At 59.7% G+C, this 20840-nt stretch carries 19 protein-coding genes; 10 read left to right on the top strand and 9 right to left on the bottom strand.

The window, feature by feature from the left end:
- Nucleotides 1-116: 116 nt before the first annotated feature.
- On the top strand, nucleotides 117-1517 hold the full coding sequence (locus tag ASU33_RS20485) for an alpha-amylase family glycosyl hydrolase (protein WP_059072649.1): 1401 nt from the start codon (nucleotides 117-119) through the stop codon (nucleotides 1515-1517).
- A 245-nt stretch (nucleotides 1518-1762) separates the two neighbouring features.
- On the opposite strand, the gene ASU33_RS20480 is transcribed toward ASU33_RS20485, so the two are convergent.
- A complete protein-coding gene (locus ASU33_RS20480) occupies nucleotides 1763-3385 on the bottom strand; it encodes an N-acyl-D-amino-acid deacylase family protein (RefSeq protein WP_216818579.1) in 1623 nt (540 codons plus the stop codon).
- A 185-nt stretch (nucleotides 3386-3570) separates the two neighbouring features.
- Here ASU33_RS20480 and ASU33_RS20475 point away from each other — a divergent pair, with 185 nt between their 5' ends.
- The 6 genes from ASU33_RS20475 (at nucleotide 3571) to proC (ending at nucleotide 9668) form a co-directional block, all read left to right on the top strand.
- A complete protein-coding gene (locus ASU33_RS20475) occupies nucleotides 3571-4521 on the top strand; it encodes an aldo/keto reductase (protein WP_059072648.1) in 951 nt (316 codons plus the stop codon).
- 302 nt (nucleotides 4522-4823) lie between these two features.
- A complete protein-coding gene (locus ASU33_RS20470; RefSeq protein WP_059072647.1) occupies nucleotides 4824-5606 on the top strand; it encodes a rhamnogalacturonan acetylesterase in 783 nt (260 codons plus the stop codon).
- Nucleotides 5607-5931: 325 nt separating this feature from the next.
- The gene (locus ASU33_RS20465) at nucleotides 5932-6756 is read left to right on the top strand and encodes a rhamnogalacturonan acetylesterase (RefSeq protein ID WP_059072646.1); all 825 of its coding nucleotides are present in this window, start codon (nucleotides 5932-5934) and stop codon (nucleotides 6754-6756) included.
- Entirely contained in the window at nucleotides 6753-7712 is a 960-nt protein-coding gene (locus tag ASU33_RS20460; RefSeq protein ID WP_059072645.1) for a pectinesterase family protein, read from the top strand. Before ASU33_RS20465 ends, ASU33_RS20460 begins: the two co-directional genes overlap by 4 nt.
- A 154-nt stretch (nucleotides 7713-7866) precedes the next feature.
- On the top strand, nucleotides 7867-8592 hold the full coding sequence (locus tag ASU33_RS20455; protein ID WP_160328249.1) for a DUF421 domain-containing protein: 726 nt from the start codon (nucleotides 7867-7869) through the stop codon (nucleotides 8590-8592).
- A gap of 257 nt (nucleotides 8593-8849) precedes the next feature.
- Nucleotides 8850-9668 carry a pyrroline-5-carboxylate reductase gene (gene proC, locus ASU33_RS20450; RefSeq protein ID WP_059072643.1) on the top strand — a complete coding sequence of 273 codons (819 nt, stop codon included), beginning with the start codon at nucleotides 8850-8852 and terminating at the stop codon, nucleotides 9666-9668.
- Nucleotides 9669-9673: 5 nt separating this feature from the next.
- On the opposite strand, the gene ASU33_RS20445 is transcribed toward proC, so the two are convergent.
- The 6 genes from ASU33_RS20445 to ASU33_RS20420 all read right to left on the bottom strand — a co-directional run bounded on the left by ASU33_RS20445 (nucleotide 9674) and on the right by ASU33_RS20420 (nucleotide 14492).
- Nucleotides 9674-10351 carry an alpha/beta hydrolase gene (locus ASU33_RS20445; RefSeq protein ID WP_059072642.1) on the bottom strand — a complete coding sequence of 226 codons (678 nt, stop codon included), beginning with the start codon at nucleotides 10349-10351 and terminating at the stop codon, nucleotides 9674-9676.
- A gap of 104 nt (nucleotides 10352-10455) precedes the next feature.
- Nucleotides 10456-10857, bottom strand: coding sequence for a DUF3224 domain-containing protein (locus tag ASU33_RS20440; protein ID WP_059072641.1), 402 nt, complete (start codon nucleotides 10855-10857; stop codon nucleotides 10456-10458).
- A 113-nt stretch (nucleotides 10858-10970) separates the two neighbouring features.
- Nucleotides 10971-11576 (bottom strand): YceI family protein, encoded by a 606-nt coding sequence (locus ASU33_RS20435; protein ID WP_078063287.1) that lies wholly within the window; start codon nucleotides 11574-11576, stop codon nucleotides 10971-10973.
- Nucleotides 11577-11587: 11 nt separating this feature from the next.
- Nucleotides 11588-12124 (bottom strand): hypothetical protein, encoded by a 537-nt coding sequence (locus ASU33_RS20430; protein ID WP_059072639.1) that lies wholly within the window; start codon nucleotides 12122-12124, stop codon nucleotides 11588-11590.
- 107 nt (nucleotides 12125-12231) lie between these two features.
- Nucleotides 12232-13455, bottom strand: coding sequence for a helix-turn-helix domain-containing protein (locus tag ASU33_RS20425; RefSeq protein WP_059072638.1), 1224 nt, complete (start codon nucleotides 13453-13455; stop codon nucleotides 12232-12234).
- Between the two features lie 65 nt (nucleotides 13456-13520).
- Nucleotides 13521-14492 carry a transglutaminase-like domain-containing protein gene (locus ASU33_RS20420; protein WP_059072637.1) on the bottom strand — a complete coding sequence of 324 codons (972 nt, stop codon included), beginning with the start codon at nucleotides 14490-14492 and terminating at the stop codon, nucleotides 13521-13523.
- A 256-nt stretch (nucleotides 14493-14748) separates the two neighbouring features.
- On the opposite strand from ASU33_RS20420, the gene ASU33_RS20415 reads away from it, so the two are divergent.
- The 3 genes from ASU33_RS20415 to ASU33_RS20405 all read left to right on the top strand — a co-directional run bounded on the left by ASU33_RS20415 (nucleotide 14749) and on the right by ASU33_RS20405 (nucleotide 17626).
- Nucleotides 14749-15084 (top strand): hypothetical protein, encoded by a 336-nt coding sequence (locus tag ASU33_RS20415; RefSeq protein WP_059072636.1) that lies wholly within the window; start codon nucleotides 14749-14751, stop codon nucleotides 15082-15084.
- A 143-nt stretch (nucleotides 15085-15227) separates the two neighbouring features.
- Complete coding sequence (gene serA, locus ASU33_RS20410) at nucleotides 15228-17135, top strand: phosphoglycerate dehydrogenase (protein ID WP_059072635.1); 1908 nt, start codon at nucleotides 15228-15230, stop codon at nucleotides 17133-17135.
- A gap of 17 nt (nucleotides 17136-17152) precedes the next feature.
- Entirely contained in the window at nucleotides 17153-17626 is a 474-nt protein-coding gene (locus ASU33_RS20405; RefSeq protein WP_059072634.1) for an FG-GAP repeat domain-containing protein, read from the top strand.
- A gap of 114 nt (nucleotides 17627-17740) precedes the next feature.
- Here the strand turns inward: ASU33_RS20405 and ASU33_RS20400 are convergent, their stop codons facing one another.
- Together ASU33_RS20400 and ASU33_RS20395 are read right to left on the bottom strand one after the other, a co-directional pair.
- Nucleotides 17741-19246, bottom strand: a complete 1506-nt coding sequence (locus ASU33_RS20400) for a PA14 domain-containing protein (protein WP_286130714.1) — start codon at nucleotides 19244-19246, stop codon at nucleotides 17741-17743.
- A 602-nt stretch (nucleotides 19247-19848) separates the two neighbouring features.
- Nucleotides 19849-20805, bottom strand: a complete 957-nt coding sequence (locus ASU33_RS20395) for a T9SS type A sorting domain-containing protein (protein ID WP_078063285.1) — start codon at nucleotides 20803-20805, stop codon at nucleotides 19849-19851.
- Between the last annotated feature and the right edge of the window lie 35 nt (nucleotides 20806-20840).

Genomic DNA, 20840 nt, shown 5'->3' with positions numbered 1-20840 from the left:
CCAACGTTGCCGCGCATGCGGGGCAACGTGTGCTGCGGGCTCGTGGAGGCGCAACAACAAGCTCAACCGCGTATGTTTAGGCCATGCGTCTATCCACCGTTCTTTCTATGGGGCTTATGTCGGCAGCTTTGCTAAACGCCTGCCAACAGCGCCAAACCGAAACCACCGCCCAAAACGACTGCGCTCCTACCCCGCCGCAGTACACCATTAAGCACCCCGAGTGGGCCCGCCAAGCCAGCATCTACGAGGTAAACATCCGGCAATACACGCCGGAGGGCACGTTTAAGGCATTCGAAAAACACTTGCCCCGCCTCGAAAAAATGGGCGTGGGCATTTTGTGGCTGATGCCCGTGCACCCCATTGGGCAAGAGAAGCGCAAGGGCGCCCTGGGCAGCTACTACTCGGTGCAAGACTACCGCGCTGTCAACCCCGAAATGGGCACCCTCGACGACCTGCGCCACTTGGTGCAGGAAGCGCATAAGCGCGGTATGCACGTAATCCTCGATTGGGTTGCCAACCACACTTCCTGGGACAGCAGACTTGCCAAGGAACACCCCGACTGGTTTACGCGCAACGGCCAAGGCCAACCTGTGCCACCCGTAGCCGATTGGCAGGACGTAATCGACCTCGATTTCAGCAAGCCCGAGCTGCGCCAGTACATGACGGAAAGCATGGCCTACTGGGTGCGCGAGGCCGACGTGGATGGCTTCCGGTGCGACGTAGCGGGACTGGTGCCGATGGAGTTCTGGAATACCACGCGCCAGGAACTCGAAAAGATGAAGCCGGTATTTATGCTGGCCGAGTGGGACGAGCTGCACAACCCGCCGTTCCTGAAGCCAGGCGAGTTCGACCCGAACACCCGCATGCTCGAAAAGGCTTTTGATGCCACGTATGCGCTGCGCCTGCGCTACCTGCTCGATAGCGTAGCCCGCGGCCAGCAGCCCGTTGCCGCCATCGATGCGTACCTGAAAGCCGAGCGCGCCAAATACCCGGCCAGTGCCTACCTCATGAACTTCACCACCTCCCACGACATCAACAGCTGGGACGGCACGGAGTACGAGCGCCTAGGTGAAAACGCCGTGCCGCAGGCCGTGCTCACGGGTTTGTTGCCGGGCATCCCCATGGTGTACAGCGGACAGGAGTCGGCCCTGAAAAAGCGCCTGAAGTTCTTCGACAAAGACCCAATTGAGTGGGGCAGCTACCCGCTGCAGGATTTTTACACCCGTTTGCTGCAGCTGAAAAAGCGCAACCCGGCCCTTGCCAACGGCGACCCGTGCGGGCAGTTTACGCGCCTCACCTCGCCGGCTTCGGTATACGCCTTTGTGCGGCACAAAGGCGAAAACGCGGTGCTGGTAGCTGTGAACATGGGCAACCAGCTGGAGGAGCTGCCCATACCTAGGGAATGGGTAGGCGAATACCAGGATGTGTTCGTGGATCAGGCCTACAGCATTGCGCCTGAGGTGACGCTGCCCGTGCCGCCGCACAGCTACCGCGTGCTGGAGCGCGGTCAGCAGTAGCGCGGACTTTGTAGTCCGCGTCCACAGATACTAATTTCTGTTTTTGGACCTAGGAAGCTAATGCGCTGTAGCGTGGGCTTCAGCCCGCGTTTGCCAGAACGAGTGGTACAGCGCAGTTTCTTCCCGACGATTTCGTCCACGCCAACGCGCGCCGAAGGCCGCGCTACCGGCGCCACCGGCAACGATTGATTTTACTACCTGTGGACGCGGACTGCAAAGTCCGCGCTACTTCGCGCTACATTGGGCTAATGCTTACCGGGGCCGTAGAGCACCTGCCCGGCGCGGGTGCCTAGGTGCTTGCCTTGCACCACCGTTAGGCCGCCATTCACGAGCACGTACTGCATGCCCGTGCTGTACTGGTGCGGCTGCTCAAAAGTGGAGCGGTCTTGCACCGTGGCGGGGTCGAACACCACAATATCGGCGGCCATGCCGGGGCGCAGCAGGCCGCGGTCTGCGAGGCCAAAGGTTTGCGCCGGCAACGACGTCATGCGGCGCACGGCTTCTTCGAGGCTGATGACGCGCAGCTCGCGCACGTAGCGGCCTAGCACGCGGGCGTTGGAGCCGTAGCCGCGGGGGTGCGGTGCCCCCTCCTGCCATACCCGTACGCTGGCATCGGAGGCCACCATGTTGAAGGGGTAGCGCATGATCTGCTGCACATCCTGCTCGCTCATGCCATGGAACACCATGCCCGCGTCGTGCTGCAGTACCAAGTCCAGAATGGTGGCGGCTTCGGCGGCGGCTTTGTGCTTGCGACCTAGGCGTTGGTTTACTTCGGCTATGCTCAAGCCCTGGTAGCTGGGCTGCGGCGGAAAGCTGGCCACCACGGCGTAGTCGTAGTGCTTGAGGCCGCGTTGCCGGAGGCGGCGTACCATCGCGGCCTCCACGGCGGCGCGTACGGCGGGCCGCTGCAGCCGGGCGCGCAGCGAGTCGCGGCCATCGGCCTGCACATCGTCGGGAATGATGGTGCTGAGCGAGGTAGAGCTGGCGGTGTACGGGTATTGGTCGATGGTAACTTCCTGGCCGGCTTGCCGGGCCTGCTCGATCAGTGCCAGGGCTTGCGGAGCGCGGCCCCAGTTCTGCTGCCCGCCAATTTTCAGGTGCGAAATCTGCACGGGTAGGCTGGCTTCGCGGCCAATCAGCAGTGCCTCCTGTATGGCTTGCAGCACGCTGTCGCCCTCGTTGCGCATGTGTGTGGCGTAGAGGCCGCGGTACTGCCCGGCTACCCGCGCCAAGCGTATCAGCTCGGGCGTGCGGGTATAGGTGCCGGGTATGTAAATCAGCCCCGTTGATAGGCCCATGGCTCCGGCCTGCATCGCGCGGGCTACCAGCTGCTCCATCTGCTGCAGCTCGGGCTCGGTGGCCTGGCGTTTGGCGCGGCCCAGCACGGCCTTGCGCACATCGCCGTGGCCGATAAGCGAGGCCACATTCACCGCCAGCTTAGCGCTATCGAGTACCTGAAAGTAGCGCCCTAGGTCGGGGCGCGAGGAGCCGCAGTTGCCAGTGATAACCGTGGTTACGCCGTCGTAAATGAAGTTATCGGCGGTGGGTTGGCGCAGCTCGTCGTCCTCGATGTGGGTGTGCACGTCAATAAACCCCGGCGCTACAACCAAGCCTTTGGCATCGATAACGGTATCGGCCGAGAAGTTGGCCGGCAGGCGCCCCACAGCTACGATGCGCCCTTGGTGCACGGCCACGTCGCCCCGAAACCAAGAATTACCTGAGCCATCGAGCACGCGCCCGTTGCGGATGATAAGCGAAGCCCTAGGTGCCTGTTGGGCCTGTGTGCTACCGGCAGCCAGCAGCAGCGCGGCGGTCAGCCACAGCCGACAGGTTTTCGGCAATTGGTGCTTGGCAAAATGGTTGCGCAAAAGGTTAGGAAGGCTTGGCTGGGGCATACAGCCGAAGGTACGCAGCACACGGCAAGACCCAAGCAGTTGTTGCCCCCGCTTGAATGGTTTGCGTAAGCACTGGCTTAGCAACACACCGACCTAAGGTGTCCTAAACCTTACGGTACCCGGCTGGTTGGTACTACTTATTTTCCCCTGATTCGACTATGCAACAACGCGAACTTGGCCACTCGGGCCTCTCCATTGCGCCGCTGGTACTAGGCGCCAACGTATTTGGCTGGACGGCCGACGAGGCCACCTCTTTCCGGGTGCTCGATGCCTTTGTTGACGGTGGCGGCAATGCCATCGATACAGCCCACGGCTACTCGGTGTGGGTGCCGGGCCACACCGGCGGCGAGTCGGAAACTATTATCGGCAACTGGCTGAAAAAGCGCGGCCGCCGCGACGATATCGTGATTGCCACCAAAGTAGGCTGGGAAGTAGCGCCCGATCAGAAAGGCCTCTCCAAAGACTACATTCTGCGCACCGTGGAAGGCTCGCTTAAGCGCCTGCAGACGGATTACATCGACCTGTACCAGTCGCACAAAGACGACCCCACGGTGCCCGTATCGGAGCCGCTCGAAGCCTACGCCCAGCTTATCAAAGAGGGCAAGGTGCGCGCCATCGGGGCCTCCAACTTCTCGGCCGAGCGCCTAACCGAAGCCTTGCAGGCCAGCGAGCAACACGGCTTGCCGCGCTACGAAAGCCTGCAGCCCCTCTACAACCTCTACGACCGCGCCGATTTTGAAACACACCTGCTGCCCGTGTGCCAGCAGCACGGCATCGGCGTGATTCCGTACTACGGCTTGGCGGCGGGTTTTCTTACGGGCAAGTACCGCTCCGAGGCCGATTTGCAGAAGAGCGCCCGCGGCGGTGGCGTAGGTGCCAAGTACCTCAACGAGCACGGCTTGCGGATTTTAAGTGCCCTTGATGAAATATCGGGCCGCCTAGGTGCTACGCCGGCCCAGGTTGCTTTGGCTTGGATTATGGCCCAACCTGGCCTCACCGCCCCCATTGCCAGCGCCACCAGCTCCGAGCAAGTGCAGGATTTGCTCAACTCGATGCACCTCGAGCTGAGCGGCCAGGATTTGCGCCAGCTGAACCAGGCCAGCGCCTAGGTTTACATTAGCCCAAGAACCCCGCGGCCCCGTTGCTATGACTTAGCAGCGAGGCCGCGGGGTTTGCGTTTGCGGGTAGCGCCTTTTGTTGGTGCATGAAGGGTGCAATACCTAGGGCAGCCGGCAACGTTCCCGGCATCGTGTGCGCAGAAAAATGCTTCGGCTTGTTTGCGTGCCGCTGCCAGATTACTGATTATCAACCTGACGAGTGTTTATGCCCGACGCTGGCTGGTGGTGTACTCTGGTGAGTGAGCACCGCCGCCAGCGTTGTGGCATAGCCGCTTCATCCCACCTCTGCACTCATGACCACCCGCCTTCTTTCTTCGCTTTGCTTATCAGCGCTGCTGTTGGTGGCTTTCGTGGCGCCGGCCCCTAAAAAGATTACGGTGTACCTGGTGGGCGATTCTACCATGTCGACGAAGGAGGTAAAAGCCTACCCCGAAACCGGCTGGGGCACACCTTTTGTGGCCTTCTTCGAGCCCGAGCTGGTTGCCGTTGAAAACCACGCCCAGAACGGCCGCAGCACCCGCACTTTTCTGCAGGAAAACCGCTGGCAGCCTATTGCGCAGCAGCTGCGCGAAGGCGACTACGTGCTCATCCAGTTCGGTCACAACGACGAAGTACCCACCAAGAAAAGCGCCACCACCGAGGCCGACTTTCAGCAAAACCTACTCCGCTACGTTACCGAAACGCGCAGCAAAAAAGCCACACCGGTGCTCATCACGCCCGTGGCACGGCGCAAATTTGATGAGGCTGGCAAAGTAGTGGGCACGCACCCCTACGCCGAGTTGGTGCGCCAAGTAGCCCGCGCCAACCAAGTTCCGCTCATCGACTTGGAGAAAAGCAGCGAGGCGCTGCTGCAGCAATTCGGGGTGGAGGACTCCAAGCTGCTCTTCAACCAACTGGCGCCCGGCGAGCATCCAAACTACCCGCAAGGCCGCGACGACAACACGCATTTCAGCGAGCTGGGCGCCCGCAAAATGGCGCAGTTGGTGCTGGCCGATATTCGGGCCCTGAAATTGGAGCTGGCCAACCGCGTTGTGCAACGCGAAGTGAAAGTGGCAGTTGATCCGCAAGCCCGGTAGCAACACAAATAGTCTGTCAGCTTAAGAGTTAGCCGAAGGATCATAAAACGAAATAACACCAATTTAGGCCTTCATGCTGAGCCCCGTCGAACCGAAGGTCGGCGTAGCCAAGCATCTCTCCCGCTTCGCCTCGGTCGTCATGCAGAGGCGCTAGCCGAACCGCAGGTCAGCGCAGCTAAGCATCTCGCCCGGTAGTATTCTACTATACAGCGTCAGCACGCGAGATTCCTCGCTTTGCACGGAATGACGTTGGTTGCCTAGGTCGTACTTGCACAAGGAGGCTCTTTGGCTGGCGCCTCAGGATGTGTCATAATCAGTAACACCGATGCCTAATCCCTATCAAAAACTAGTTCCGCTGAGCTTGCTGCTCCTGCTGCTGGCGGCATTCACCACGGCACCCGCCCCGCCCAAGAAGATTAAGCTGTACCTCATCGGCGACTCGACGATTGCGCAGAAGGTAAAGCAAACCTTTCCCGAAACCGGCTGGGGCATGCCGCTGCCCACCTACTTCGACTCGACGGTGGTAGTGGATAACCGCGCCATGAATGGCCGCAGCACGCGCACTTTCCTGGCCGAAAACCGCTGGCAAGCCGTGATGCAAACGCTGCAGCCCGACGACTATGTGTTCATCCAGTTCGGCCACAACGACGAATCGGAAGCCCACCCCGACCGCTACACCTCGCCGGCCAATTACCGCAACAACCTGATCCGGTTTGTGCAGGAAACCCGGAGTAAAAAGGCCTATCCGGTGCTTATCACGCCCGTAACGCGGCGCAAGTTTAAGAACGGCCAGCAGCAAGAAACCCACGTTGCGTATTCGGCGGCCACGGCCGAGGTGGCCAAAACCCATAAGGTGCCGCTCATCGACCTTGATAAGCTCAGCCGGGAGCTGCTGCAGCAGTTCGGCGAAGAAAACTCCAAGCTGTTGTTTCTGCAGCTGGCCCCGGGCGAGCATCCCAACTACCCCTACGGCCGCGACGACAACACGCACTTCAGCGAGTTGGGTGCCCGCAAAATGGCCCAGTTGGTAATAGGCCAAGTACAAGCCCAAAAGCTGCCGCTGCTGGCCGAGCGCATGGCTAAGCCGCTGCCCAAAAACGCCGTGCCGCCCGCCACTAACAAACCCGACGCGCAGCCCACCACGCCATGAAGCATCTGCTTTCGTTTTTGTACCTGAGCTGGCTGATGATCGGCCGCGCCCTAGGGTATGATTTTGTAGTGGCGCAGGATGGATCGGGGCAGTTCCGAACCGTGCAGGAGGCCATCAACGCCGTGCCCGATTTCCGCAAGAAGGTGACTACCATCTTCATCAAGAAGGGCACTTATAAGGAAAAGCTCATCGTGGCCGGCTCGAAAAATTTCGTGCGTTTTATCGGCGAAGACCGCGACCAAACCATCCTCACCTACGACGACTACAACCAGAAGAAGAACATCTTCGGCGAAGACAAGGGCACTTCGGGCTCCGCGAGCTGCTACATCTACGGCACCGATTTCACGGCCGAAAACCTGACGTTTCAGAACTCTTCGGGGCCCGTTGGCCAAGCCGTGGCTATGTGGGTGGCGGGTGATAAAGCCCGTTTCCGAAACTGCCGTTTTCTGGGGTTTCAGGACACCTTGTACACCTACGGCTACGGCGCGCGCCAGTACTACCAGGATTGTTACATCGAGGGCACCGTTGACTTCATCTTCGGCTCGAGCACGGCGTGGTTTGAGAACTGCACCCTTGTGTGCAAGCAAAACGGCTACGTTACGGCCGCCTCCACGCCCGACAGCACCCGCTACGGCTACGTGTTCAGCAACTGCCGCGTGGTGCCAGCTGCCGATGCTGCCAAGGGTTCGTTTTACCTAGGGCGCCCGTGGCGGCCGCATGCCAAAACGGTGTTTATCGGCTGCGACCTCGGGCCGCACATCCGGCCCGAGGGTTGGGACCATTGGGAGAAAGAAAGCAACAAGCAAACCGCCTATTACGCCGAGTACAACAACCGCGGCAAGGGCTATCAGCCCAAGCAGCGCGTGCTGTGGGCGCACCAGCTCACCGCAGCCGAAGCGCAGCAGTACACCCTGCAAAACGTGTTCAGAAACTGGAACCCCAAGCAGGATTTGTAGCGCAGCGCACCTAGGGCGGGTTCAGCTTACCTAAAGTAAACCGCCTGCGCCTCAGCCCCAACCGCTGCCGATGCGTAGAAAAGCGCAGCACCGCCACACCGGTGCTGCGCTTTTTTGCTACTACCTGTCACACCCAGGCTACTTAGTTGCCGCTATGCTATTGCTTTCATCCATCGAGCCATTCGACTGGCAGCGCGTGCTGTTGTCGGATGAGGCTCCGCCCGCGTATTTGCTCGAGGTGGCTTTCCGCTGCTTGGTTACTTACCTGCTCACGTTGGGCTTGCTGCGCATTACGGGCCGGCGCGGCGTGCGGCAACTTTCCATTTTCGAGCTCAGCATTATTCTGGCGCTGGGCTCGGCCGCCGGCGACGCCATGTTTTACGACGACGTGCCGCTGCTGCACGTGGCGGTTGTGTTTACCATGGTAGCCGGCATGTACCTGCTGTTCAACCGCCTTACCGAAAAGTTGCCCCGCTTCAGCAATTGGCTCGAGGGCGCTCCGGTGCTGCTGATCGAGGAAGGCCGGGTGCAGCTCGAAAACTTTAAGCGCCAAAACCTGACGCAGAAAGAGCTATTCGGCGAGTTGCGCCAGCTGCAGGTAGAGCACCTAGGGCAAGTGCGCCGCGCCTACATCGAGGCCACCGGCAACGTCAGCGCCTACTTCTACACACCCGAAGACGTACAGCCCGGCTTGCCCATTTGGCCCGAGCGGCTTGGGCAGGAACGCAAGCGTGTAGAAAAGGCCGGGCTGCATGCCTGCTGCCAGTGCGGCTACGTGCAGCACTTGGAGCGCGGTGCCGTGGCTACTTGCCCCGAGTGCCAAACCGATGCTTGGATACCCGCCTGCACAGCGCAGCGGCAGAGCGAACCGGCCTTGTAGCACAACCCCAAACACAAAGCCCCGGCGCTCAGCGCCGGGGCTTTTCAGTATAGGCTACGCCCGTAGCTCAGTAGCGGGCAATCCTCAGCGCAAAGGTCTGACGTATAAGCGGCTTGCACGTTACCGAAGTATTAAGATTGCAGCCCATAACGCAAGTGAGGCTGCAACCTTCGGGGGCCAAACTGCACTTTTACTATATGCCCGCTTAACCGGGGGGCCATAACCCAGGCGGCGCACACTAATTGCCCCTCTCGACTATGGATAGCACCAACCTCAACATCGCCATTTTGGGCAGCGGCAACATTGGCCTTTCCTTGGCCAAGGGACTCGTGAAAGCCGGCATGGCGGTACCCGCGCACGTTACCCTTACGCGCCGCAACACGGCTGCCCTGGCTCCGCTGGCCGCTGCCGGCTACGCCACCACCGCCGACAACCTAGGCGCCGTGCAGGCTGCAGATATTGTGGTGCTGGCCGTACTGCCGCAACAACTGAATAAGCTGCTCGATGAAATAGCCCCGGCTTTGCAAAGCCGGCAGCCGCTGCTGATATCGGTGGTTTCGGGGGTGAGCTGCGCCGATATCCGGCAGCACCTAGGGCAGTCGGTGCGCGTGGTGCGCGCCATGCCCAACACCGCCATTGCCATTGGCCAATCGATGACGTGCGTGGCGGCTGATGAGGCTGCGGAGGATGACTTTGCCTTGGTGCAGCGCCTCTTCGACACCGTGGGCGTGAGCATCCGCATCAATGAGGAACTGATGACCTCGGCCACGGCCCTGTGCGCATGCGGCATTGCTTTTTTTCTGCGCTCCATTCGGGCAGCCTCGCAGGGCGGCACCGAAATCGGCTTTCATGCCCACGATGCCCTGAAGATGGCTGCCCAAACCGCCAAAGGCGCCGCCGATTTGCTGTTGCAGCTGGCCTCGCACCCCGAGCAGGAAATTGATAAAGTGACCTCGCCCAAGGGCTGCACCATTGCCGGCCTCAACGAAATGGAGCACCAAGGCTTCAGCTCGGCCATGATCAAGGGCATCAAAGTGTCAGCTGAGAAGGCGGGCAAGCTGTACAAGGAAGGCTAATTGGCCTAGGTGCTGGACTGCATCAGGTGGCGCGTGAGCCAGGCTACTACGTCCTCGTCAACCTGGTCGCAGCACTCGTCGAGCCCGTGGCCGCAGCCGGGGTACAGCAACAGCTCTTTCGGCTCGCTAGCCCGCGCGAAGATGTCCTCGGAACAGGCGGGTGGCAGTATTTCGTCGTCGGTGCCGTGCACCAGCAGCAAGGGCTTGGGGCTGAGCCTGGCCGCTAAGTTGGTGCCGTAGGTTTGGCTGCTCATGGCCACTACGGTCGTTACCTCGCTGGCCATGGCCCCGGCCGCAATTACCACCGCTCCGCCAAACGAGTGCCCCACCAGCGCTACCTTGATAAGAGAACGGTGCTGTACCATGTACTGCACCGCCAGCAGCACATCGTACACGCAGGCTTCGAGGTCGTTGGGGTAGCGGTAGTGCAGGCGCAGGGAGGCAATGCCGTGCAGCTGCAACTGGGCGGCCAACCTAGGGTACATGCCCCAGGCCGGGCCATCGAGGCCACCGCCTGCGCCCCCTACCCACAGCACGGCGCTGGCGTATGGGGCAGTAGGGTGAAAACGAGCCGGCATGTCGCCGGCATTGGTACTTAGGGTTAGCTCTTCAACCCCGTTCACCTCTTGGTGCAGGGTTACGGTTTGCAGAATAAACTCGCGGGGCTGGCGCTTGGTGGGCATGCGGAGGAAGTAACTTGGCCTCCGTTGTACTACCGACGCGGTAAATGGGTATTGTTCAGCTAGTACACGCACTCGGCCTGCCCAATACCTAGGGCGCCGGCGGGCTAGTCCTCAAAGCTGTATTCCAGTGTAATAGCCCCGGGTTTGCCTTGGGGGCGCACGCACCAGCCGCGGCCATGCAGCCCGTTTAGCTCGTGCGTACCCGAGCCGGGCACCACCGCCAGGTTGGCTTTGGCTACCCCGTCTTCGAGGCTGCCGCTGTGCTGCAACACAAAGCTGCCGGTGCGCCCTCCTACGCGGCCCACCACCCGCTCCAACCCTACCGAGCTGGCCGAGCCATCGGGGTAGTAGGTCATCAGAATCTCAAGGCGGCCTTCGCCCTCAATATCTCCGCTAAACAGCTGCGTGGCACTGGCCCGTGCCATGGCTGGCGCATCGGCTAGCTCCTGGTAGGTTTCTTCGGACCACGCACCTAGCTCGAGTGTACTAACCGCACGTATATCCATGAGCTTACCCCTTTGCTGATGATTAGTCAAATATAATAAGAGCTAAAATATATAGCTATAATAAACTAAATATTTTAGCATAGACTTCTCATCAGCTTAGCCAGTTTGGCTACTTAGGGCAGCGCTCGGAGCTGAGCATCAGCCACTACTGCGAAAACGATGCGAAAGTCGTTGCGGATGGCTTGGTCGCCTAGGTCGGCAAAAAAGCTGCGCGAGTTGTAGCGAATGCCGTAACGGGTGCGGTCGAGCGTAGCGGCTCCCTCGATGCGCAACGTGCTGCCTTGGCGCTCCAACTGCACCGGAAACTCGACAGGCTGGGTAACTCCTTTGATGGTAAGCCAACCCGTAGCCCGCCCATTGCTTACCTGCCTCAGCCGAAATGTGGCCGCCGGAAACTCAGCTACCGCAAAAAAGTCGGCGCCACGAAGGTGCTGCTGCAGTTGGGCGTTTTCGTGGGCTATGGTGCGCATATCAATCTCGAAAACGCCGTTGCGCAGCGTGGTTCCGTCGTACTCGAAGCTGCCCTGCCGCAGCTGCACGGTACCGCTGGGCGCCCAGGTGCCCACCTCGGCATAGCCCGTCCAGGCAAGGCGGCAGGCGGCCGGGCGCACTACGTAGCGGGTGGGTGCTTGCCCGAAGCTCATCAGCAGCAAGGCACCTAGGCACAGCAGCCCCACAAGCCACACTCCCACTGCCCGTTGGTTGATTGTAGTTGACATGGCCTTTGTGCTTAGCGCGTTGATGTGTTATCACCCTGGAGCTGCTGCTCCGTTTCGATGAGGCCCATGCCTTTGAAAAGCCGCCCGTTTTTGTCGCGGGCCAAGATGTACCAGAGCGCATCGCCGCCGTACAGCTGCTGCCGGCTGGTGGCGTAGCGGTAGTTGCGCTCATAGGTGTAGGTCTGGCCTTTCAGGAGTTTGCCTTGGGGGCACCCGAACAGTTCGGCAAACTCGGCGGGGGTTTCGCGCATGTTGGCCTGCCAGCCGCTTTCGTTGTACCAGATAAAGCTGCCGCACTCCACTATCTCGAGGTCGGCCACGTCGGCGCGTACGCTGGTGCTGTGCTTCCACACGTATTGGCCTGGCTTTTCGGGGTTGGGCTCGGGGTACACCGGGTTGGGCGTGTGCCACAGCGTAAGGCCTACCGGTACTTGGCGCAGCTTGGCCGGCAGCGCACGGGTGCGGTCGGGCCAGGCGGCTTGGGCGTGGGCCCTAGGTGCTACTAGCATCAGCAAGCCCAGCACAGGGGCAGCAAACAGGGTTTTCATGTGTCGTGGGGTTGATGTTGAACGACCCAAAAGTGCTGTTTGCCTCAGCTCAAAACGCCCCATTTCCGGAGTTGGGGCGCCCCAAATCATGATGTGGGCCTAGGCTACTACTGAAGCCGGACGTAGGCGCTCGGCGCCATGCCGGTAAATTGCCGGAAGATGCGGTTGAAGGTAGTTTTGGAGTTGAACCCGCACTCGAAAGCAATGCCCAACAGGGTAAGGCGTGTGGCATCGTTGGTGCTGGCGAGGCGCCGCTTTACCTCGGCTACCCTGTAGCTGTTCACCAAATCATTGAAGGATTGGCCGAAGCCGTTGTTCACGGTAAACGAAATAAGCCGGGGTGCCAAACCCGTATGCGCCGATAGCTCGGCCAGCGTAAGCGTGGGGTTCAGGTACAGCTTTTGGTTCTCGAGGGCCTCCCGAATGCGCTCCACCACGGCTGCATCGGTGGTTTGGCTTGGGCGGGCTACCTCGGTTGCAGGCAGGGCCGCCACAGCGGTTTCGGCTACCATCGGCCGATCGGGAGCGGCTAGCACTGCGCTGGGCGCGGCAGCTGCCGCTGCGGGTTGCGCCTCGGGCACAAGCAAGGGCTCCTCCGCGTCGGGCTCGAAATGCACGGCCGCCATGTTGGCTTGCCGCAAGCCCACCACGCCAATCAGCAGCACCACGCCACCCAGCAACTCGGTGGAGTAATCGTAGCGGTAGTACAGCCCAAAAAACTCGCGCAGCACCAGCTCCAGCAGCCACTGCGCGCTTACCACCGCCAGCACCAGCAGCAAGGTGCGCAGCCAGCGCAGGCGCAGCTGCGAGGTTTCGGAAAAGTTGTCGTTGAGGTAGCGCCCGTAGCGGCGCAGCAGCTGCAGCGCCAGCCCTAGGTACACCATCAACGACACCCACGTGCCAACAAACTCGAGCCGGTAGGTATAGGGCCGATGAATGGTTTGCCAAAACCAGTTGCGGGTTTCGTAGGGCTGAAAGCGCAACCACCAGTACAGCGCCGCTTGCAGCAGCACCGGCACAAAATGCCACAAGTACCGGCCCCGCCACCGAAAACCGTGGTTGACGAGGCTTTGCACGTACAGGTACAAAAGCGGCCCGAAAGCGAAGGAGTAGTAGATGGGCGCGAAATACCAATTGGGGTTTTGCCCATACACGTTGGCCACCCGGAAAAAGGCATCGAGCAGCCATAGGGCAATGGCCAGCATCAGCAGTGCCAAAAAGCGGTTGGGCAGGCGGTTGAGTGGCGCCGTCCAGAGCAGGCCCGCGGCAAACACGGCCTGCGCTACTACCGCAAACAGCAGCGCAACCAGTGGAGTAAAAGGTATTTGCATAACCTAAGGATGCACTGCCAATAGGGGCAAGGTAGCATTTCTGCGGAGCTACTTACCCAAAGCCGCTACTCAGCCGCGTCGCGGTAGCGGTATTGGTAGCTCAGTTCGGGGTAAGGCTTCCCGTTGAGTTCGGCGTACGGAAACACAAAGTAGTTGAGCGGTTCGCCCTGCTGGGCGGGTGTCAGCACCAGGTCGCGGCCGCGGCTGAACTCCACCCGATTTTCATCGTGGGCGCCAAAAAAGTACTCGCGCTTGCCGGGGTTCTTGGCTGCTTCGGAAGCATCAATGGGCACCCAACCCGTTTGCTTGGTGTAAAACTCGGCCCAGCAATGGTAGCCTTTTACTTCGCCGGTACCGCGCTCCGGGGGCAGCGGCAGCCCGATGCTGAACCGGGCCGGAATACCCAGGGCGCGGCAATAACCGATAAACACCGCGTGGAAATCGGTGCAGTTGCCGCGGCGCGTATCGCAAGCGTAGTAAATGTCGCCGCGGCCCCAGCCCTGCCCGCTTTTGTCGTACTGCACGGTGCTTACCACGTGGTTGTACACGGCGCGGGCTTTTTCGAGGTCGGTTTTGGCATTGGCCTTGGCTACCACCTCGTGCGCCCAAAGCCGAATCTTGTCGTCGAGCGGCACAAGGCGGTCAGGCCCAAGCCAACGTTTCAGCTCTGGGTCGGGTGGCGGTTTGGGGAGTTTGCGCATGGCCGCCCTAGGTAGCAGCGGGTTGATGTGCTCCTGCCGGGTTACTTGGCAGCGCAGCGTTACGGTAAATGCCGTTGCGGGCGACTGCGCCAGGCGCATGTGCAGCATGCGGTTGCCGTAGCGGCCCTCTACAATCTCGTAGGGGTAGGCTGCCTCTACCTGCACAGCTTGTATTTGCTGCGAAGCATCGGAGCGCGGAACGGGCACCCACAACTCCAGCACCCCGCCCGCCGCCTGGCTAATTGTGGTTTTGCATTCCAGCCCAAAGGTGCGCATTCGTACGGGCTGCTCGGTGGCTGTTTGCGGCTGCGTAACCGCGCCAGATAACGTCGACAATGCGAGTAGTAAACCTTGAACTATCAAAACTGCGACAAGATAATGGACCCGTGGCAGGGACGCATTGCTCAAGGGAATTCGTTTTCAGCTTTTTCGGCAGCTTGTTAATACCCTGACCTTCGCTTAATTAGGCCCAAGCTCGACAATTATTTCACCTCAACCGTAACCCTCACGTCTTAATATCGTTGAAGGCTAATCTAAAGAGGAGCTTCTTGCCGGAAGCTTCTTATGTGTGAGCGTTTTAAACTCCCTACCCATGAAAAAGTTTGTTGTTCTTGCCGCCCTGCTTGTAGGTGGTGCCTATGCTGCTAACGCACAAACCAACACCACCACTACCACTACCAAGCAAACAACGACCACCCCGGCCCAAACGGCTCCGCAAACCCCGGTGACGACGCCCACTACCACGCCGGCTACCACCACCGAAACCACTACCACCACGGTAGAATCGACCACCACCGGTGGCTCGATGACCACCCAACCTGCTGCCGGCACCACCGATGGCACTTCGGTACTGACGGCTCCGGGCGGCAAGGCTGATGCCAAGATCAAAGACAAGAAGAAGAAGTCGAAAGCTAAAATCGACGACTAGTCGATTTGCTTCGGCACTTCAAAGCCTAGCCCGCCGGCCTTATTTGCCGGCGGGCTTTTTTGTGCCCTGTGCCGCCGTTACCTGCTTCCGTTGGAGCTCTGCCGGTAGCGGCCTAATCGTTTCTGCCCTACCTTACCCGCACCATGGCCAACACCACACCGCCGCTTCCTTACATCGTTATCGATTTCGACAGCACCTTTACGCAGGTAGAGGCGCTTGATGAGCTTGCTGACATAGCCCTGCGCGGACGCCCCGAGCGCGAGCAGGTAGTGGCTCAGATAAAAGCCCTCACCGATGGCGGCATGGACGGCTCCGTGTCGTTCAGCGAATCGCTCAGGCGACGCATCGAGCTGCTGCCTGCCCGGCACGAGCACCTGCACGAGCTGGTGCAGCACCTGCACACCAAGGTTACGGAGAGCATTCGGCGCAATCAGGCGTTTTTTCAGCAACACGCCGACCGCGTGTACATCGTGAGCAGCGGCTTTCGGGAGTTTATTGAGCCGGTGGTGGCCGAGTTTGGCATTCCGCCCGAGCAGGTACTGGCCAACACGTTCACCTTCGATGCCGAGGGCCGCATCACCGGCTTCGACCCGAACAACCCCTTAAGCCAGGACGGCGGCAAAATCAGGCAGCTGCACCTGCTCGGCCTCGACGACGCCCCGGTGTACGTGCTCGGCGACGGCATTACCGATTACCAGATTCGCGAAGCCGGCCTGGCAGCCCGCTTTTACGCCTTCACCGAAAACGTAGCCCGCCCTGCCGTGGTGGCCCAAGCCGATGAGGTAGTGCCTTCTTTCGACGAGTTTCTGTACCAAAACAAGTTGCCGATGACCCTCTCCTACCCTAAAAACCGCATTCGCGCGCTGCTGCTCGAAAACATCGAACCTACGGCCGAGCGCCTGTTTCGCGAAGAGGGTTATCAGGTGGAGGTGGTACCCGGCGGGCTCGATGAGGAGGAACTGATGGAGCGCGTCGAGGGCGTCAGCATACTAGGTATCCGCTCCAAAACGCAGGTTACGGCCCGGGTGCTGGAGCGCGCCAATCGCCTCATCGCCGTAGGTGCCTTTTGCATCGGCACCAACCAGATTGATTTACTCGGCTGCATGCAGCGGGGCATTGCCGTATTCAACGCGCCGTTTTCCAACACGCGCTCGGTTGTCGAGCTGGCCCTAGGTGAAATCATTGCTTTGGCCCGCCGCTTACCCGTGAAGAGCGAACAAATGCACCGCGGCGTGTGGGATAAATCGGCCCGCGGCGCGTTCGAAATCCGGGGCAAAAAGCTGGGCATTGTGGGGTACGGCAACATTGGCTCGCAGCTTTCGGTGGTAGCCGAAGCCGTAGGCATGCAGGTGCTGTACTACGACATTGCCGAGAAGCTGCAGCTCGGCAACGCCACCAAGTGCCGCACGCTGGAGGAGCTGCTGCGCCAAGCCGATATTGTAACGCTGCACGTAGATGGCCGCCGCGAAAACACCAACCTCATTGGCGCGGCCGAGTTTGCCTTGATGAAGCCCGGCGCCCTGTTTCTCAACAACGCCCGCGGCCACGTCGTCGATATCGAGGCCCTGGCCGATGCCTTGCGCTCGGGTCACCTAGGTGGCGCTTCGGTGGATGTGTTTCCGTACGAGCCCAAAACCAACGACGAACCTTTCGAAAGCCCGCTTCGCGGCTTGCCCAACGTACTGCTTACTCCGCACGTGGGCGGCAGCACGGCCGAGGCGCAGCGCAACATTGCCGAGTTTGTGCCCGAGCGCATTATGGGCTACGTGAATACCGGCAACACCCTTCAAAGCGTAAATCTGCCGAATATTCAATTGCCGCCACAGCAGCAGGCCCACCGGCTTATCCACATTCACCACAACGTGCCCGGCGTGCTGGCCCACATCAACAACGTACTGGCGGCGCACGCTGTCAACATCCTAGGTCAGTACCTCAAAACCAACGAGCACATCGGCTACGTGATTACCGACGTGAACCGGGAGTACGATCAAGAGGTGATTAAAGCCCTCCGGCAGGTAGAGCAGACGATTAAATTTCGGGTGCTTTACTAATCCGCTACTTAACACCTATGCGTTATCGATACTCGCTGGTTCTTGTTACTGCGTTGACAACTACATCATCCGCAGTACAGTCGGCGCCCTACGCACTGCCCGCATGGGCAGAAACCCAATGGCAGGCTGCTCGCCTCAGTCAAACATACAGTCGAGTTCCTTACCTAAAACCGCAGGCACTACATGCCGATTTCAACGGCGACGGCAAACTAGATGTAGCCGTCGCAGTAATTCGCAAGCAGTCGGGTAGCCATGGTATGCTGATTCTGCACCAAGGCCAAACGGGCGTACACGTTATTGGCACCGGCTCCGCTTTCAGCAACGATATGTTGCACACCAACTTCCAATGGGCCGACCATTGGCAGCTTTACATCAAACCTAGCACCTTCGAGGGCTATTTGGTAAAAATGGTGAGATTTCCGGCGACCGTACCGTTCAGCTGCAGCGCCCTGCGATTGAGATTTGGAAGGATGCGTCCGGTGGGGGCATGATTTATTGGAACGGTCGTAAATATGTTTGGCTCCACCAGAGCTGCTAACAGAAAAAAGGGCTGGCTCCTACTCGGAGCCAGCCCTTTTTGTTGCGGAGCCTTGCATGACCTAGGGCTACTTAACGCCCACGGCCGAGGCTTCTCCGCTTGGAGCAGTCTCTCCAGCCGAGGGCTTGCGCAACTGCAGTTGCACACGCGTAGTGTTAGCCCCCACCGTCATGCGCAGGTTGTAGTCGCCAGCGGGCAAGCCCGTAAAATCGAGCGTTTGGTGGTGGTTACCAGCGGCTTTGCGGCGGTAGTCGGATACACGCACCGGGGCGCCGTTGTGGTTGTAGAGCACCCAGCCCATCGGAATTTCCTCGGGCAATGCGTAGCGCAGTTGCACCACGCCGTTGCTTGGGTTGGGGTAAATGCTCATGTTGTAGGAGCCGGTACCCTTAAGGTCGGCAGGTGCGGCAGCAGCCACCGGCGATACGGCATCTTCCTGCGCCACTGCTTCCAGTTTCCATTGCTGGTCTACGCGGGCGCTGTAGCGCCACTGCTGCAGGCCACCCTCGATAGAGTCCTTAGCCGTGAGGGCCTTATTGCTGTGCTTGGCGATTAGCTTGTAGTAGCTGCCTTCGGCCGGCTCGATGCGCCACAGCTGGTTGTTGCCGCTGTAATACGTCCAAAGGCTCATGGGTGTACCATTTGACGTTGCACTACCCAGCACTTCGAGCACTTTGTTGCTGCCTTGCACGCCAATGCGGTAGTAGCCATTGCCAAGGCTTTCGATGCGCCACTGTGGGGCCGTGCTGCGGCCTTCTACGACGGGTCCGCCGGCACCGGCCTCGGTATAGGCGCGGCTGTTGGGGCGGCCAGGCTCGATTACCTCCAGCGGTTTGTTGCCAGCGCGCGAGGTAAGGATGTACACGCCTGCGGGCAATACAGCAGCGGTTTCAGCTGCTTTAGCGTCGGCTTTGCTCTGCTTTGCCGGCTTGGCCTCGGTTTTTGCGGGTTCGGGTTTGGGCGTAGCCTTGGCCACCGGCTTGGTTTCGGCGGGCTTAGCAGCGGTAGTTTTGGGTGCAGCGGGCTTGGCAGCGGCTGGTGCTGCCGGTTTTTTGGCGGGTGCTGGCTGGGGCTTAGCTGCAGGCGCAGCGGCAACCGCTGCAGCCGGATTTACAGGGTCGGGCGTGGTAGGCGAGCCGAGCGGGTACAGGTAGCTCGTAGAAATAACCTGCGCCGCTTGCCCTGGCGGTACCCATTGCAGCTGCAAGCGCGCATCGCCTTCCGAGTCGGCATACTCGATGCGAATGCTGGTTTTCTCGCCCGCAGCCAGCTCCACGTAGCCTTCGCCTGCGCTGGGTTTGCGTCCGTTCCAGGTGTCAATCATCTGCTTGCCGTTCACCCACACGCGTATTTCGTCTTCGGTGCGCGCCAGAAAACGGTAGCGCCCCGTGCTAGGTGCTGCCAGGAGGCCCTCCCAGCGTACTGAGAAATTATCGGTGGGTAAGCCCTCAGCAGGTGAGCCGGTGCCCCAGTTGAAGTCGATAGCGGCATCGATGCGGCGCACGCTCGGAGCGCCGGCCAGGGTGCCGTTGGCAAAATAGCTGGCCGTAAGTCCGCTGCCTGCGCCTTGCACGGGCAATACCGCTGGGCGAGCAAACCGCAATGATGCCTTACCGAACATCCGAGCTGCCTCTCCCCCCCTCATTGCGTGTGCCTCAGCGCCAACCAACCCAAATGGGCCGGCAGCAAGCCCGGCCAGTACAGTGCAGAATATCAGACTACGCATCGTGTTATGATTAAGAGTGATATTACCGGCAAAGTACCGGATAGAGCACAAAATTAAAGGTTATAGTCGAGCCGGCGGCAACACCCGCACTTAGCACCTGGCTTTCACGCTAACGCCAAGGGAGGATAAAATGTGATAGCAGCGAGCTTAAGCCGTTTTTCGTGCTCTTTTGCTAGGCGGGTTAATTTTCAATAATCCTTATGAACGATCAGCTCACCGGCGAAACACCGGCATACCACGGCTTCCGGATTAGCATTTCTCAATAAGAAAAATTATAATTAATGTTTTTCTATTTGTTCCAAAGGTCTATCATAATACACTGGCTGCAGTTTGTAGCAACCCCAAACAACCGGGTCGGGCCGGAAACACCTAGGTGTTTCCGGCCCGACCCGGTTGCAACATTCAACTGTGGTTATACTCGCGTACAGTACCTAGGCATCGGTGCTTAACTACTCTTTCATCAAGCGCAAGGTGTGGTTGGTTTTGCCGCTCCGCACCCGCACCAGGTAGGTACCCACAGGAAGCTCGCGTAAATCAATTGCCTGCATTTCGCCGCCTAGGTGTTGCTCGGTACGAATCCAGCGGCCAACCGCGTCAATAAAGGTTACCTCGTAGCTGCCTTCAGGCAATGTGCGCAAGTCGAGCCGCGTAGAGCGAACCGCGGGATTTGGAAACAATGCCAGCCCGCTAGGCGCCGTAGCCCGAATGATTTCCTCCTTGGAGGCTTGGTGCAAATCGAGGGCCGTAAGAGCAAGGTCGTCGCCGTTGCTGTCGGTAGCCAGGTCAATGATCTTCAGCTCGATGCTAGTAACGCCGGGCCCCGTTTGGAAGTGTACCACCCGCCGGTCCCAAGCGTCGCGCCCTTTGTGGCCCGAGCGCGGATCGGCTTCGTCGTACACTTGTATGTCTTTCCCTACTTGCTTGCCGTCTACCTCGATCCGTAGAATCGGATCCGATTGCAAATCGCGCTCGGAACTGATGGCGTTTGATGTGTAGAAGGAGAACAAGTAATCGGTATTGGGCCTAACCTCAACGCGTTGGATCCACACCGTCATGGGCAAACCACTGAGGTTGCCGTTGGAGTACAGCCAAGTATTCGAAGGAGGTACGCGGTTAGCAGCATCACCAGGAAAAATACCCTGGCGCACCATGTTGTAGTAATATACCACCGACCCCGTTTGCACCGATATCTTGGTGTCGGGCGGGTACATACTGGTACCACTGTACCCTAGCCCGCTGCTCCACCCGCCTAGGTCGGCACCGGGAGGCAGCTCTGTGGCGTTGGCTTGGGTAGCAGGGTAATTACGAAATGTTCCGTTCTGGATCAGGTTTTGCCCTGAAGCCGAACTCTGTAGGTATCCCACCTGAACCATCGTCAGGAGGGATAACAGTAAAGCATGCTTCATAGCTAGTGGAGAGAGGGTGGGCGGGTATTAGCAAG

Source organism: Solirubrum puertoriconensis, from assembly GCF_001483135.1.
Lineage (GTDB): Bacteria > Bacteroidota > Bacteroidia > Cytophagales > Hymenobacteraceae > Solirubrum > Solirubrum puertoriconensis.
Note: the sequence above shows the minus strand (reverse complement) of the source record. Positions and strands in the feature narration are given on the sequence as shown.

Coding starts and splice junctions, on each gene's coding strand:
- ASU33_RS20455 (WP_160328249.1), top strand. CDS start 7,867: ATGCTATTGCTTTCATCCATCGAGCCATTCGACTGGCAGCGCGTGCTG.
- proC (WP_059072643.1), top strand. CDS start 8,850: ATGGATAGCACCAACCTCAACATCGCCATTTTGGGCAGCGGCAACATT.
- ASU33_RS20460 (WP_059072645.1), top strand. CDS start 6,753: ATGAAGCATCTGCTTTCGTTTTTGTACCTGAGCTGGCTGATGATCGGC.
- ASU33_RS20440 (WP_059072641.1), bottom strand. CDS start 10,857: ATGGATATACGTGCGGTTAGTACACTCGAGCTAGGTGCGTGGTCCGAA.
- ASU33_RS20465 (WP_059072646.1), top strand. CDS start 5,932: ATGCCTAATCCCTATCAAAAACTAGTTCCGCTGAGCTTGCTGCTCCTG.
- ASU33_RS20415 (WP_059072636.1), top strand. CDS start 14,749: ATGAAAAAGTTTGTTGTTCTTGCCGCCCTGCTTGTAGGTGGTGCCTAT.
- ASU33_RS20445 (WP_059072642.1), bottom strand. CDS start 10,351: ATGCCCACCAAGCGCCAGCCCCGCGAGTTTATTCTGCAAACCGTAACC.
- ASU33_RS20425 (WP_059072638.1), bottom strand. CDS start 13,455: ATGCAAATACCTTTTACTCCACTGGTTGCGCTGCTGTTTGCGGTAGTA.
- ASU33_RS20470 (WP_059072647.1), top strand. CDS start 4,824: ATGACCACCCGCCTTCTTTCTTCGCTTTGCTTATCAGCGCTGCTGTTG.
- ASU33_RS20430 (WP_059072639.1), bottom strand. CDS start 12,124: ATGAAAACCCTGTTTGCTGCCCCTGTGCTGGGCTTGCTGATGCTAGTA.
- serA (WP_059072635.1), top strand. CDS start 15,228: ATGGCCAACACCACACCGCCGCTTCCTTACATCGTTATCGATTTCGAC.
- ASU33_RS20405 (WP_059072634.1), top strand. CDS start 17,153: ATGCGTTATCGATACTCGCTGGTTCTTGTTACTGCGTTGACAACTACA.
- ASU33_RS20485 (WP_059072649.1), top strand. CDS start 117: ATGTCGGCAGCTTTGCTAAACGCCTGCCAACAGCGCCAAACCGAAACC.
- ASU33_RS20435 (WP_078063287.1), bottom strand. CDS start 11,576: ATGTCAACTACAATCAACCAACGGGCAGTGGGAGTGTGGCTTGTGGGG.
- ASU33_RS20475 (WP_059072648.1), top strand. CDS start 3,571: ATGCAACAACGCGAACTTGGCCACTCGGGCCTCTCCATTGCGCCGCTG.
- ASU33_RS20395 (WP_078063285.1), bottom strand. CDS start 20,805: ATGAAGCATGCTTTACTGTTATCCCTCCTGACGATGGTTCAGGTGGGA.